This window comes from Klebsiella sp. w6 (genome assembly GCF_033100215.1).
GTDB lineage: Bacteria > Pseudomonadota > Gammaproteobacteria > Enterobacterales > Enterobacteriaceae > Klebsiella > Klebsiella variicola.
Genome location: NZ_CP136907.1, coordinates 1,511,715 through 1,525,431, shown reverse-complemented (window position 1 = coordinate 1,525,431; position 13,717 = coordinate 1,511,715). Strand labels below are relative to the sequence as shown.

Below are 13,717 nucleotides of genomic sequence, written 5' to 3'. Positions count from 1 at the left end.
GCCATCAATAGTTAATAGCTCGCTTTCTCCTGCGGCTGGGCGCAGGTGGGTTTGAACATCGCCAGCCGGCGGTCCAGCGCCTCGGTGTACAGCATGGTATCGACCCCGACGGCGACGAAGTTGGCTCCCCAGGTAAGACATTTTTCTGCCATCGCCGGGTCGACCGCCAGAAATCCGGCCGCTTTCCCCGCCGCGCGAATGCGCCGGATGCTCTGCTCGATCACCCGCTGCACGTCAGGATGGCCGGCATCGTCCGGGTGACCCAGCGAGGCGGAGAGATCCGCCGGACCGATAAACACCCCGTCAATGCCGTCCACCTCAAGAATCGCGTCCAGATTCTCCAGCGCGGTTCGGCTCTCGACCTGAATCAGCAGACAGAGTTCGTCATTCGCCTCCGCCATGTAATTCTCTATCCTTCCCCAGCGCGCCGCTCTCGCCACGCCAGCGCCAACACCGCGGCTACCAATGGGCGGATAACGGGTCGCCGAGACCACTTCCCGCGCCTGCTCGGCGGTATCGACCATCGGCACCAGCAAGGTTCTGGCGCCAATATCCAGCACCTGTTTTATCAGGCTGCGGTTGCCCTCGACCGGACGAATGACCGGCTGGCTGGCGTAGGGGGCAATCGCCTGCAGCTGATGATAAAGGTCCTGAATGGTGTTCGGGGCATGCTCGCCGTCGATCAGCAGCCAGTCGTATCCCGAGGTCGCGGCGATCTCGGCCATGTAGGAGGAGGTGGAGCTCAGCCACAGGCCGATTTGCGTCTCACCGCGTAATAATCCCCGTTTGAAGGGGTTAGATAACAGTGCGTTCATAGCGATTCCTTTATTCAATGCTGTACGCTGCCGCGCTGGGGTACCGCGCGGGTAAGGCTCAATGAAAAGATAATGACCACCCCGACAATGGCGACGCCGGCCAGGGTTAACAGTCCGGCGGCGCTGCTGGCGAACAAATTTTCGGCCTGCACGCGCACGATCGGCGCCAGAAAACCGCCGATGGCGCCAAACAGGTTAACAAAGCCAATCCCGGCGGCCAGCGCCGTGCCGGACAGCAGCTGCGTCGGCATTGTCCAGAAGACCGGCTGCACGGCAATCACCCCAACCGCCGCCACGCACAGCGCGATGATAGCCAGCACCGGCGCCACCAGTCCGGACACCGCAATCCCGACCGCCGCCGCCAGCAGCGTCAGGGCGGCAATATTGCGCCGCTCGCCGGTGCGATCGGAGTAGCGAGGGATAAGCCAGGTGCCAAACAGCGCTGCCACCCACGGGATAGCCGTCACCACCGAGGCAACGAAGCCGACTTTGGTGCCCAGCAGCGCGGCGACCTGGGTGGGCAGGAAGAAAATCAGACCATAGACCGCCACCTGAATGGTCAGATAAATCAGCGCCAGCTGCCAGACCCGCCCGTTACGTAATGCATCGGACAGGCGCGAGGTGATCTTTTTCTCCTCCTCACGCGCCAGCTCGCCGATCAGCGCTTGTTTCTCCTCCATGCTCAGGAAGCGGGCACGCTGCGGCGAATCGTCCAGCCAGAAGAAGGTGAACGCTCCCGCGGCGACGGCGAGCAGGCCTTCAATGACAAACATCCAGAACCAGCCGGGATGGCCCATCAACCCATGCATCTCCAGCAGCGCACCGGATAAAGGCGATCCCAGCGTCAGGGCCAGCGGCGCCCCCATATAAAACAGCCCCATAATGCTGGCGCGGTTTTGCTGGGGAAACCACTGTGAAGTGAGGTAGATCATTCCGGGAAAGAAACCCGCCTCCGCCGCGCCCAGCAGGGTACGTACCAGCAGGAATTTCGCTTCCGTATCCGCCCACGCCATCGCCGCCGACAGCACGCCCCACAGCAGCGTGGTGCAGCCGATCCATTTTCTGGCGCCAAATTTGCGCATCAGCAGATTGGCCGGCACCCCGAGGAAGGCATAGACCACAAAGAAGATACCGGCCCCCAGCGCGTAGGCCTCATTGCTGAGCCCGGTATCCAGTTGGTAGGTCTCTTTGGCGAAACCGATATTCGAACGGTCAAGAAACGCCAGCACGTACAGCGCCAGCATAAAGGGGATTAAGCGGGCGCGGTTTTTCTTCACCACGCTCTCCAGCAGAGTGTTGCTCATCATAATATCCTCAGGCGCGGGCCGCCGGGCAGCCCGACGCAATCAGTGTTGATAAGGACGCTTCAGGTTGCAGTCGCGATTGAGCTCGACGCCAAAGCCGGGTTTATCCAGGACCGATTTATGAATGCGCCCTCTCTCCGGCACCGGCTCGCCGAGCAGGATCGGGTCGAACTGCGGACGCAGCGTGGCGCAGTCCGGGCTGGTCATCAGAAACTCGCTGAACGGCGTGTTGGTGAAGGTGATCACCGCATGATGGGAGTAAACCGACGAGCCGTGGGGCACCACCAGCTGCCCGCGCGCTTTGGCGATGGCCGCGATCTCCACCAGGGTGGTTAAGCCGCCGCACCAGCCGACGTCGGGCTGCATAATATCGATGCCGGTTTCCGACAGGGTGCGGAAGGACTGCAGTGTGCCGTGGTGCTCGCCGCTGGTCACCATCATCCCGGCCGGCGCCTGGCGCTTCAGCTCGCGATAGCCTTCATACTGCTGCGGCGGCAGGCACTCTTCGATCCACTTGAGGTTATAAGGGGCACAGGCATGGGCAAGTTTGGTGGCATAGTTAACGTCCTGACTCATCCAGCAGTCCAGCATTAACCAGAAATCCGGGCCGCATTTTTCACGCATGTCAGCCACCATGGCGACGTCTTTGCGGATCCCGGCGTCGCCATCGTGCGGCCCCCAGTGGGTAGGCATTTTACCGCCGATAAAGCCCATCTCCTGCGCCAGGTCCGGACGCGCGCCGGTGGCATAGAACTGGATTTCGTCGCGCACTGCCCCGCCCAGCAGTTTGTAGACCGGCAGGCCAACCACTTTCCCGAACAGATCCCACAGCGCCAGGTCGACACAGGAGAGGGTATTCATCACCAGGCCGCCGGATCCCGCGTAGTAAAGGGTGGCGTTAAGCATCTGGTCATGGATCAGTTTGATATCGCTGACGCATTTGCCTTCGATAAAGCGGTTGAGATGTTTTTCCACGATAAAGCAGCCCATCTCCCCGGCCGTCGACACCGCAAAGCCGGTCTGTCCGTTGTCGGCTTCCACTTCCACAATCAGCGTCCCCAGCACGTTGATGCCAAACGACTGCCGGGACTGCTCATACTCTTTATATTTGCTCATCGGGGTGGCGATATGATCGTCAATCCAGTGGTTAGCCCCCTGGTCGTGGTAATCGCCACCGCCGGCGCCCTGCTCTGCCGTCGCGCCGCCAATAAACCAGGCGCGGACATGTTTAATTTTCGGTAGGGTCATGATGTTCTCCTTATGATCAGGCGAGTTGTTCGAAGGGGCTTTTCCACCCCAGCAGACGGGAAATATCTTTCGCGCAGGCAATCGCCTTACCGGCCAGATAATCGCGATTGTCTTCATTGATTTGCAGACGGGTGCCCACCACCGAGATGGCGGCGGTCAGGTCGTTATTGGCGTTAAACACCGGCGCGGCGACACAGCGCACATCCGGATAGTCCTCGCCATTATCAAAGCTCCAGCCTCGGGCGCGGATCCGCCCCAGCTCTTCCCGCAGCTGTTGAGCATCGGTGATGGTCGTTGGCGTGGCCCGCTCCCACTGCAGGTCGTCGATAATCGACGCCTGAACGCTGGCGGGCTGCCAGGCCAGCAAACATTTGCCGATCCCGGAGCGATAAAGCGACAGGCTCTTGCCTTCGTGCGAACGCACGCTAATGGTGGCGGGAGACTCAATTTTAAGAATGTAGTAGGCGTTACCCTGATCGATGATGCCCAGATGACAAAGCAGGCCGCACTCATCCATCAGTCGGGTGAGGCGCGGACGCGCCAGCTCGCGCAGATCCATTTTGCTCAGCGCCTGCCCGGCCAGCTCCACCAGCTTGGTCCACAGGCAGTAGTTATCCTGATTATCCATACTGATGAAGCGCTGCTTTTTTAGCTCGCCCAGCAGCAGATAAACCGTGCTTTTCGGGATCCCCAGTTCGGCAATGATGGTGGCTGCGCTGCAGGGACCAATCCGGCTGATTAAATTGAGGATCTCAATCGCGCGGGTCAGCGCCGGGACTTTTGTTGATTCCAACATACTGGACTCCAATCCTGAATACTGGAATCAGTGTTGCGATTGTGCGGGCGGTAAAGTGTGAGCGATATCGCGGGGCAATCGTTTTCCCGTATGCTGGACCATCCGCTGCAGATTATTGCGACTTAACGCACAGAATTTTTTCAGGAGAGTACAACAGGCTGGACAACCGGCGCCCGGGAGAAGCCCGCGCGCCGGGGAAACGACTTACAGCGAGAGGGAATCCACCACGTTAATCCAGCCATGTTCGCTGGCCAGCGGTTGACCATTCAGCCAGCGACGCAGCATGTTTAATGCCATCATGGCGCAGACTTCCTGGCGTACCGCCAGGCTGTGGCGGGTGACGCTGAACTTCACGCGCAGCGCGAAGGTGCCGTCCGGGGTGGCCAGGGCCACGTTAAGATGATCGTTCTCCTGGCCGCTCACCGCCAGGGCCAGGCCGGCAAAATGGTTTATTCGCCGCTCGGCCGCCCAGCGAGCCGCCTGCGCCAGCGTCTCCTCCTGTGCCGGAACCACTTCGCTGGCCAGCAGCGGCGCGCCGGCGCGGGACAGCTGCAGCGCCAGCAGGCCGCCGGTAAACTGCTCGCTGAGCGTCAGGCTCAGCTGCCGCTCCTGCAGGCAGCGCGCAATCTGCGCCGGTAACCCTTCCGTGCCTTCGAAAATCAGACTGTCGCCAGCCACCTTGCGGACTTCCGGCCACAGGGCCAGCATGGCGTCGCGCTGGTCAGCCGGTCCGGTTAGCTTGAGTTCGATAATCGGCATCGACGAACGGTAACCCATCACCACGCCAGGCGGTAACGTCAGCGGATTGAGGCTTTGCGCCAGCTCGCTCTCCGAGCGGCCAAAGGTGGTCAAACGCAGGCATACCGGCGGTTCCGGCAGCGTAAAGCGCTGACGCAGACGCGGTAAAATCTCCTGCTCGACCATCACCTTAAATTCAGAAGGTACACCGGGGGTGAAAAACATCAGGCAGCGGTTGAGCTGAACGGCAAAGCCACAGGCCGTGCCGACCGGGTTATTGATCATCTCGGCGCTGGCGGGGATTTCCGCCTGCTTGCGGTTACTTTCCGCCATCGGCCGGCCGCGCTCGGCAAAGAAACGGGTCATGGTTTCCAGCCACTCCGGATGCAAAATAAGCCCTTCGCCTTTCGCGGTGGCGGCGGCCAGCGCGCTCAGATCGTCGCTGGTCGGCCCAAGGCCGCCGTTAACGATCAGCACATCCGCCTGTTCGCTGCGTTCGCGCAGAATCGCCACCAGCGCATCAAGATCGTCGCCAACGGTATGGCGGCGCGTTAACGGTAACCCCTGATTAAAAAAGAAATCCGCCAGCCATGCCGCATTGGTATCAACGATTTGACCATGCAACACTTCATCGCCAGTGGACAGCATTTCCACATTCAACATTGCTCACTCCTTGCCTGCCAGGTGGCAAATACTATAACGCAAAGCGGGATGCTGACGAGGAGGAAAATCTGGCGCGGCAAGAAGATACCGCGCCGGAGGAGATTAGAAGCTGGCGCTGGCGCCGATGTACGGGCCGTCGGCGATGGTGTTATCGCGGTTGCCATCTTTACCCGCCAGGTTCAGATAGCGATAGCCTGCCTGGATGCTGAGCGGACGCATGATGGTCCAGCTGGCGCCGACATTAGCTTCCTGATAGCTGTCAATGCCGCTGGAGAGGGAATCCGGCGAGTAGTAGTAGTCGCCGTACAGGCGGAAGCTGTCGCCGATTTTCCACTGCAGGCCGCCGCCGACCGCTGCCGCATAACCTTCATCGCCCTGTTTCGGGTTGGTGTATACGCCTTTACCGCCCACGGTCGCGAGGAACGGCCCCAGCGGAATATTGAGCCCCAGGCCTAAACCCGCGGCGTCGCCGTCGTTATCGCTATGCAGCCAGTTACCGGAAACGGCCAGGCCGGTAGACTCCGTGCCAAACCCGACGCCAAGATTGGTGTAATGCTCGCCTGCTTCACCGGTAACGCTGATCGCATGGGCCGCGGAAGAAACCAGCATGACGCCAGCAAGCGCCATAAAAATGCTTTTTTTCATTATTTACTCTATCCAGAAAATTAAAATCAAAGAAGTCCCGAAAAAACCTGAAAATTCTACTGCGCACCCGTCAGGAATCAATGACCTGGCGAAATGAATTTTCACAAGAGTGTAACCAGTTGCGTTTTTTTATGGCATCGGGCGTTGTCGGAATAACGAACCGCCCGTTCAGCGCCATGAATATTCATGTTTATTATGATTAACGCTGACACATTGACGAAAACAGAGAACTGACGCCGCACGATCGGCGCGGCGCGGGTGGGTAAGGGAATAATTAATGCTGCAGCCGGGCCAGACATTCCGGGGCGAGGCCGGTCAGTTTCGCCACCAGCGACAGGTCAAGCCCGTTAGCGAGCATCGCCCGGGCAATACGCTCCGCGGTCTGCTGCTCACCTTGCTCCAGACCTTGTTGCAGACCTTGCTTTAACCCTTGCTGATGGCCGCGTTGTTCCAGAAACTGGGCAATATTCATGAGCGTCTCCTTGTGCGACCGCCGGGGAACGCTTTGCGCAAGATGGCGCAAAAAAGCGACCGGATCGGCGGCGTTTCCTGCCTGTAATAAATAGTGCAACAGCGTCTTTAGCTGCCTGCGGCTAGTGTATCCCAGTGCTAACAGGCTGACCAGCTGCTCGTGCAGGTCCATCATGTCGCGCTGGCGGATATGCTTCTGCAGCAGCTCCAGCATCGCCACGCGCCGGTGGCGCATGATTTCATCATCCGGGGTGGTGGTGATATCGATTAAGGGAAAATCATCACCATAGATCCGCCGCGCAACGTCCGGATCGGCAAAGCCTGCCAGCCAGCACATCGGGTACGGCCAGGGCGAAACGCGGCCATGATAAAACAGCAGGGGGATAACCAGCGGCAGCTGCGTATGCCCCTTATCCAGATGACGTTGCATCGCGGCGATGGCATAGCGCATCAGGCGAAAGGCCATATGGCGGTCCGCCGAGCTTTGGTGCTCAATCAACAGATAGATATAGCCCTCCCCCGCCTGCGTTTGCAGCGAGTAAAGGATATCGGAATGACTCGCTCGTAGCTCATCGTCAATAAAGCTCCCGGATTCCAGTTGCAGCGTATTCAGGTTGCATAACGCGCGCAGCGGTCCGGGGAGATGAATGTCAAGGAAGTCCTTTGCCGTCGCCCGGTGCGACAACAGGTGTTTAAATACGGCGTCATGCGGGGAATGGGGCGCCCTGTCCATGGCGAAACTCCATGCGATTATTTTCACCTAACTTAACACCCAACAGGACCAGGGCCGCATTTCGCTTGCGGTTTACCGAGGCGGCTCGCAAACTATTTCATCGGCATACCGCCCCATCCCTCTGAAGGAGAAAAACCGTGCGTCAAAGGACGATTGTTTGCCCGCTTATCCAGAATGAAGGCCATTATCTGCTCTGCAAAATGGCCGCCGACCGCGGGGTTTTCCCCGGGCAATGGGCCTTATCCGGCGGCGGCGTGGAGCCAGGGGAGCGTATTGAAGAGGCGCTGCGGCGGGAAATACGCGAAGAGCTTGGCGAAAAACTCATCCTTACCCATATCGCGCCGTGGAGCTTTCGCGATGATACCCGCGTCAAAACTTACCCGGATGGTCGGCAGGAAACGATCTATATGATCTACCTGGTCTTCGACTGCGTCAGCGCCAATCGCGACGTGACGATCAACGAGGAGTTTGACGATTACGCCTGGGTCAAAGCAGAAGATCTCAAAAACTACGATCTCAATGCCGCCACCCGCGTTACGCTCAGCCAGAAAGGGCTACTTTAGTCCAGCATACCACGTTCAACCCACCCGGCGTTATGCCGCGGGATATGGCGGGTGGCTACGATACGGTCGCATACGTCTGCTGTCTGGCCCATTCGCGCAGCGCCTGACGGGAAATCTTAATCCCACCGTTCTTTAACGTGTCCGGCAGCCGTAGCCAACGCACTGGCTGCTGGAAGCGCGCTAACCGCTCAGCGCTCCATGTCGCCAGCGCGCTCAACTCGCAGCCGTCATCGCATTCCACCACCGCGACCGGGCGTTGACCATATTCGACATCATCCAGCGGTACAATAAACACCTGTTGTACCGCTGGATATGCGAGTATCACGCGCTCGACCTCTTCCGGTTGAATACCTTCGCCGCCGCTAAAAAAAAGATTATCCAGTCGCCCAACAACCGTCAGCCGACCATTGTGTAATTCCCCGCGATCGCGTGTCGCAAACCAGCCTTCATCATTGGTTAATGGCAATAACTGACCGTCGCGCCAGTAACCCGCCGCCATACTCGACGCCCGCAGCCAGATCTCGCCGGCGACAATTTTCACCTCCCGCCCCGGCAGCGGTTCGCCCACATCCGCCGCGCCGTCGGCCGCTTTGGCACAGACCGTGGAAGCGAACTCGGTGAGGCCGTAGCCGCAGAAACTGCGTATTCCCTGCGCGAGTGCACGCTCAGTCAATTCGACCGGGATCGCTGCGCCGCCGAGCAGCACCGCCTTGAGGGAATGCGCAGCATCATCATTCAGCAGGCGCCACAGCTGAGTCGGCACCAGCGAAGCATGGGTACAGCCCTGCAGCATCTGCGCCAGCGGTTGCTTGTCGCGCACCGTCATTCGCGCGCCGGCCAGCAGCCAGCGCCAGATGATCCCCTGCCCGGAGACATGAAACAACGGCAGCGACAGTAGCCAGTCGTCTTCTGCGGCAAACGGCATCAGCGCCAGCACGCCAGCGGCGCTGGCCAGATGGGCGCTGGCGCTATGTACCGCCGCTTTCGGCAGGCCGGTTGAGCCGGAGGTTAACGTCATCGACACCAGCCGTTCGCCATGCCAGCAAACGGCATGGACGCCTTCGGCCGCCTGCAGAGTTAACGCCGGTAAATCCCCCGGCAGCGCAGCACCATTCAGCACCAGCTGATGCTGGACGTTTAACGCAGGCAGCAGTTCCTGCAGCAACACCTCTGGCAGCTGCGGATTCAGCGGCAACACCCGCGCCCCGCACTGCAGCAATGCCAGCCAGGCGAGTAGCGTCTCCGGCTGGTTGTAGGCCCGGAGCGCCACGCCATGACCTTCCATAACGCCCTGCGCGGCAAAGCCGGCCGCCAGCGCGTCAACCCGCGCGCATAGCTCACGCCAGGTCAGCAGCCGATCGTTCAGGCGTAACGCCTGCGCCTCACCGCGTAACTGGCGCCAGTGGCGCCATGGCCAGTCGGAAAACATCACAGCAGCGGCTCCAGCGCATCAATGTTGATCATCGGCAGCGTACTTTCCGGCCACGGCCGTACCAGTTGGGCGCTCATCAGCGCCAGCGTATCGAGTCCGGGGATGGTCTGCGGCGTCAGCCAGGCGGCAACCCGCGCCAGCTGGGTTAACCCGAGGCTGGACTCGATTGACGAGCTAATCACCGCGCTCAGCCCCAGGGCGTGTGCCGCGGCGACCTGTTGCTGAACCTTTTGCACACTGCCGGTCAGCGTCGGTTTGATCACCACCGCGCGCACGCCGGGCTCCGCGACAAAGCGGAAATCCGCCTCGCGCAGGCTTTCATCCCAGGCGATAGCGATCCCCGTCTCGCAGCTAAAGGCCCGCGAGTCCTCCCGCGTTTTGCAGGGTTCCTCAAGAAACGCAATGCGCTGGCGATATGCGGGATTGACGTATTTGGCGAACTGCTGCGCTTTAAGCGGCGTCCACGCCCGGTTGGCATCCAGCCGCAGCTGGAGATCGGGGATGGCTTCCAGTAGCAGATTAACCACCATGCCGTCGCGGACCGCCTCCCACAGACCCACTTTCACCTTAGCGACTTTCTCGCCGGGCATCGCCGCCAGTTTGGCGAACAGCTCATCCGGATCGCCGGAACAGAGCGGCGCTGCGCGATAATCCGCGGCCTGCGGTAGTTCGCCGTAAAGCTCCGCCTGCGCGCAGCTAATACCAAAAGCGACAGAAGGCAGTGTGGGAAGCGGCGGTTCCGCGCCGTCGCGCCAGGCCTGCGCCCACGCCAGCAGCGCCGTTTGCGCCTCTTCCAGCGTCTCGTCACTGAATCCCGGCAGGGGAGAAATTTCCCCCCAGCCTTCGCGTTCATCCTCCTGCAGGCGGATGAACAGCCCGTCGCGGGTTTTTAACCGCCGTTCGCGCAGAACCACGCCCGCGTCCATCGGGATCTGCCAGCGGTAAACCTGCGAAACGCGCATTATGGATTCCGTTTAAATTTGCTGAAGTCCGGCTGACGTTTCTGGTTGAAGGCATTGCGGCCTTCCTGCCCTTCTTCCGTCATGTAGAACAGCATGGTGGCGTTGCCCGCCAGCTCCTGCAGACCGGCCTGGCCGTCGCAGTCGGCGTTCAGCGCCGCTTTCAGGCAGCGCAGCGCCATTGGGCTGTTTTGCAGCATTTCACGGCACCAGCGCACGGTCTCTTTTTCCAGCTCCGCCAGCGGAACTACGGTATTCACCAGCCCCATGTCCAGCGCCTGCTGGGCGTCATACTGACGGCACAGGAACCAGATTTCGCGCGCTTTTTTCTGCCCGACGATACGCGCCATATAGGAGGCGCCCCAGCCGCCATCAAAGGAGCCGACTTTTGGCCCGGTCTGGCCGAAGATGGCATTGTCCGCCGCGATGGTCAGATCGCACATCATGTGCAGCACGTGGCCGCCGCCGATAGAGTAGCCGGCTACCATCGCCACCACCGGTTTCGGGCAGGTGCGGATCTGGCGCTGGAAGTCGAGCACGTTAAGGTGGTGAACGCCGGAGTCGTCCTGATAGCCGCCGTAGTCGCCGCGAACTTTCTGGTCGCCGCCGGCGCAGAAGGCTTTCTCACCTTCACCGGTCAGGACAATCACCCCGATATTGTCGTCATAGCGGGCATCCGCCAGCGCCTGAATCATCTCTTTGACGGTCAGCGGGCGGAAGGCGTTGCGTACCTGTGGGCGGTTGATAGTGATTTTGGCAATGCCGTCGGCCGATTTGTGATAGCGAATATCGGTATAGCCTTCGGAACAATCGTGCCATTCCACAGGGGCATAGAGCATTGCTTCATCAAGAGAGATCATAGAATGTCCTTCAGTTAACTTGCCAGAATCTGCGCCAGACAAGCAATCACCGCGGCGGGGTTGTCCCGGTGCGCGTTGTGTCCGGCATGGTGAATGATATGGGTATCGGCAGCGAGCACTTGCGCGATGGCGCGAAACTTCGCGTCGCGTTCGCCGCACAGGTAGTGAAAAGGAATATCGCGCGCCTGCAGAGGCGCGCGCAGATCGGCCTGCCCGGCAAGGGAGGTTGCCTGCAGCATCGCCGCCAGCGTGGCGCCGTTATTGCGGCGACGTAGGGCAACCAATGACTCGCGCTGCGCGGCATCCAGTGAGGCAAAAACCGGCTGCTGATACCAGTCGGCAAAGACCTGCGCCAACGGCTCGCGGCGAAAACGTTCTGCCCAGGCGCGGTCATTGCTGCGCCGCGCCTGCCGCGCTTCTGCATCCTGCAGGCCAGGATGGCCGCCTTCAACGATCAGGCCGCGCAGGCCCGCACGCGGCTGACAGGCGAAGTTCATCGCCACCCGGCCGCCCAGTGAGTAGCCAATCAGCCAGTAGTTAAGGATGTTGTAACTATTAAGCGTAGCCAGCAGCAGAGTATTGACCCCGGCAAAGTCCTGCACCGCGATATCCGCGGAGCCGCCGTGGCCCGGCAGATCGAGATATAGACGCGGCCAGGCGGGAAAAGCGTCGCCCACTTCACGCCACTCGTCGCGGTCGCCGGAAAACCCGTGCAGAAACACCAGCCAGGGATAACCTGACTGGCCGTTGTCGACCGCGGCGCTGAGGGTCACAGGCGGCTTACCTGCGCCAGCAGCTGCTGGAGAGTCTGCGTGCCGTCAGTCTCGTTGACCGCCAGCTCAATCACCGTCGCCCCCGCCCTGCGCCAGGCACCCGCCAGCGCCTCATCCAGCGACTGCCAGTCATCGGGACGATAATAGGCCAGGCCGAACATCGCCGCCGCGTGGCTGAAATCCACGTCCTGCGGCATTAAATAGAACTGGCGGCGCTCGTCCTGCGGTGTCGGCAGCATAGAGAAAATCTGTCCGCCGTTGTTATTTACCACGATCAGCACCAGCGGCGCCGACGCCTGGCGCAGCAGGGCCAGCGAGTTAAGATCGTATAAGGCCGACAGATCGCCGACGATCGCCAGCGTCGGCCGCGCACTGGCGCGCTGCACGCCGGCGGCGGTGGCGATTAAACCATCAATCCCGCTGGCGCCGCGGTTGCTGTAAACCGGATACCCGGCCGGTAGCTGCGCCAGGGCGTCGATCAGGCGCACCACCAGACTGTTACCGACAAACAGTTGCCCCTGCTCCGGCAGATAGCGCCGAATGCGCTGCGCCAGCTGCGCTTCGCCAAAAGGCTCATTGCTGGCGACCGCGGCCTGCCACGCCTGCCCGGCCAGCTGCGGGATCACCGTCGCCCACGGCTGGCGTTTTTCCGCCGGATGCAGCTCAAGCCAGCGCTCAACGCTGGCGAGCAGACGGCGGCCGCGGTGCTGCGCCGGGTCGAGGCGGCCTGGCAGATTATCCACCAGCCAGTATTCATCCGGCTCACAGGTCGCCTGCCACTGGAGGACGCGTTTGCCGGTCAGGCTGCTGCCGAGCTGCACCACGATCTGCGCCTGCGCCAGTTCGCTGACCGCTTTACCGTTGCCCAGCCACAGGTCGGCGCACGGCAGCGGCTGCCCGGTCTGCGACAGGACATCGCCGATCAGCGGCCAGCCGAGAGTTTGCGCCCACTCAGCCACTTTTTTCCCTTCCGCGGCGCTCATTCTCCCCGCCACGACGACGCCGCGTTTTTGCCGCCAGAAGAACCAGTCGCGCTGCTTCTCGCTCTCTAACTGCAGCGCCTGACGCAGCCAGGGTTTATCGCTCTGCCACCAGTTGCCGAGCTGCTGCTGCCACTCCACGCCGGTCTCATCCATATCGCCATACAGCGGTTCGGCGAACGGACAGTTGATATGCACCCCGCCGGCGTGCAGCGCCCCCAGCGCCTGGTCGATGGTTGAGACCAGCCAGCGGGCAGGAATATCCTGCGAGGGACGCGGCAGAGAAATCGTCTGCGACGGATGGGAGGCAAACATTCCGGGCTGGCGGATCGCCTGGTTCGCGCCGCAGTCGATCAGCTCCGGTGGACGGTCGGCGGTCAACAGGATCAGCTTTTCGCCGGTGAGGCCCGCCTCAATCAGCGCCGGATAGAGGTTTGCGGTGGCGGTCCCGGAGGTGACTATCACCGCCACCGGCTGCCGGCTGGCCTTCGCCAGGCCGAGCGCCAGGTGGCCGAGGCCGCGTTCGTCGAAATGGGTATGATGGATAAAGGCGCGGTTTTCCGCCGCCGCCAGGGTTAAGGGTGTCGAGCGCGAACCCGGCGCGATGCAGATATGCTGCACGCCATGGCGCGTTAAAGCTTCCAGGATCACCGCCGCCCAGCGTCGGTTAAATGCGCTTACTGACATGAAATTGTCCGGTATCAAATATTGATGCTAAGTATAGATAAGGCAAAGTG

13 protein-coding genes are annotated in these 13,717 nt (G+C 60.9%); 1 reads left to right on the top strand and 12 read right to left on the bottom strand.

What is annotated here, in order from left to right; all coding sequences use genetic code 11:
• Window positions 1–11 precede the first annotated feature (11 nt).
• The 7 genes from yfaU to R0140_RS07430 all read right to left on the bottom strand — a co-directional run bounded on the left by yfaU (window position 12) and on the right by R0140_RS07430 (window position 7,413).
• Window positions 12–815: a 2-keto-3-deoxy-L-rhamnonate aldolase gene (gene yfaU, locus R0140_RS07460; RefSeq protein ID WP_032736049.1), complete on the bottom strand. Its 804-nt coding sequence runs from the start codon at window positions 813–815 to the stop codon at window positions 12–14.
• Between the two features lie 14 nt (window positions 816–829).
• Window positions 830–2,119, bottom strand: coding sequence for an MFS transporter (locus R0140_RS07455; protein ID WP_032736050.1), 1,290 nt, complete (start codon window positions 2,117–2,119; stop codon window positions 830–832).
• A gap of 42 nt (window positions 2,120–2,161) precedes the next feature.
• Window positions 2,162–3,367: an L-rhamnonate dehydratase gene (gene rhmD / locus R0140_RS07450; RefSeq protein WP_016161581.1), complete on the bottom strand. Its 1,206-nt coding sequence runs from the start codon at window positions 3,365–3,367 to the stop codon at window positions 2,162–2,164.
• 16 nt (window positions 3,368–3,383) lie between these two features.
• Window positions 3,384–4,163 (bottom strand): IclR family transcriptional regulator, encoded by a 780-nt coding sequence (locus R0140_RS07445; RefSeq protein ID WP_023323050.1) that lies wholly within the window; start codon window positions 4,161–4,163, stop codon window positions 3,384–3,386.
• A gap of 204 nt (window positions 4,164–4,367) precedes the next feature.
• Entirely contained in the window at window positions 4,368–5,564 is a 1,197-nt protein-coding gene (locus R0140_RS07440) for a nicotinamide mononucleotide deamidase-related protein YfaY (protein WP_008803962.1), read from the bottom strand.
• Window positions 5,565–5,666: 102 nt separating this feature from the next.
• A complete protein-coding gene (locus R0140_RS07435) occupies window positions 5,667–6,209 on the bottom strand; it encodes a YfaZ family outer membrane protein (protein ID WP_004201712.1) in 543 nt (180 codons plus the stop codon).
• A 274-nt stretch (window positions 6,210–6,483) separates the two neighbouring features.
• Window positions 6,484–7,413, bottom strand: coding sequence for an Rpn family recombination-promoting nuclease/putative transposase (locus R0140_RS07430; RefSeq protein ID WP_032733383.1), 930 nt, complete (start codon window positions 7,411–7,413; stop codon window positions 6,484–6,486).
• A 137-nt stretch (window positions 7,414–7,550) separates the two neighbouring features.
• Between R0140_RS07430 and nudI the strand changes: the two genes are divergently transcribed.
• The gene (nudI, locus tag R0140_RS07425) at window positions 7,551–7,976 is read left to right on the top strand and encodes a nucleoside triphosphatase NudI (protein ID WP_032740172.1); all 426 of its coding nucleotides are present in this window, start codon (window positions 7,551–7,553) and stop codon (window positions 7,974–7,976) included.
• Between the two features lie 55 nt (window positions 7,977–8,031).
• Here the strand turns inward: nudI and menE are convergent, their stop codons facing one another.
• The 5 genes from menE to menD are packed head-to-tail and all read right to left on the bottom strand — an operon-like array spanning window position 8,032 to window position 13,667.
• Complete coding sequence (gene menE, locus R0140_RS07420) at window positions 8,032–9,408, bottom strand: o-succinylbenzoate--CoA ligase (protein ID WP_032740174.1); 1,377 nt, start codon at window positions 9,406–9,408, stop codon at window positions 8,032–8,034.
• On the bottom strand, window positions 9,405–10,370 hold the full coding sequence (gene menC / locus R0140_RS07415; protein WP_317703965.1) for an o-succinylbenzoate synthase: 966 nt from the start codon (window positions 10,368–10,370) through the stop codon (window positions 9,405–9,407). The genes menE and menC overlap by 4 nt, the downstream gene beginning before the upstream one ends.
• Window positions 10,370–11,227: a 1,4-dihydroxy-2-naphthoyl-CoA synthase gene (gene menB, locus R0140_RS07410; RefSeq protein WP_008803957.1), complete on the bottom strand. Its 858-nt coding sequence runs from the start codon at window positions 11,225–11,227 to the stop codon at window positions 10,370–10,372. Before menB ends, menC begins: the two co-directional genes overlap by 1 nt.
• 14 nt (window positions 11,228–11,241) lie before the next feature.
• Window positions 11,242–12,000, bottom strand: a complete 759-nt coding sequence (menH, locus tag R0140_RS07405) for a 2-succinyl-6-hydroxy-2,4-cyclohexadiene-1-carboxylate synthase (protein WP_110196982.1) — start codon at window positions 11,998–12,000, stop codon at window positions 11,242–11,244.
• A complete protein-coding gene (gene menD, locus R0140_RS07400) occupies window positions 11,997–13,667 on the bottom strand; it encodes a 2-succinyl-5-enolpyruvyl-6-hydroxy-3-cyclohexene-1-carboxylic-acid synthase (RefSeq protein ID WP_032740179.1) in 1,671 nt (556 codons plus the stop codon). The genes menH and menD overlap by 4 nt, the downstream gene beginning before the upstream one ends.
• Window positions 13,668–13,717 lie beyond the last annotated feature (50 nt).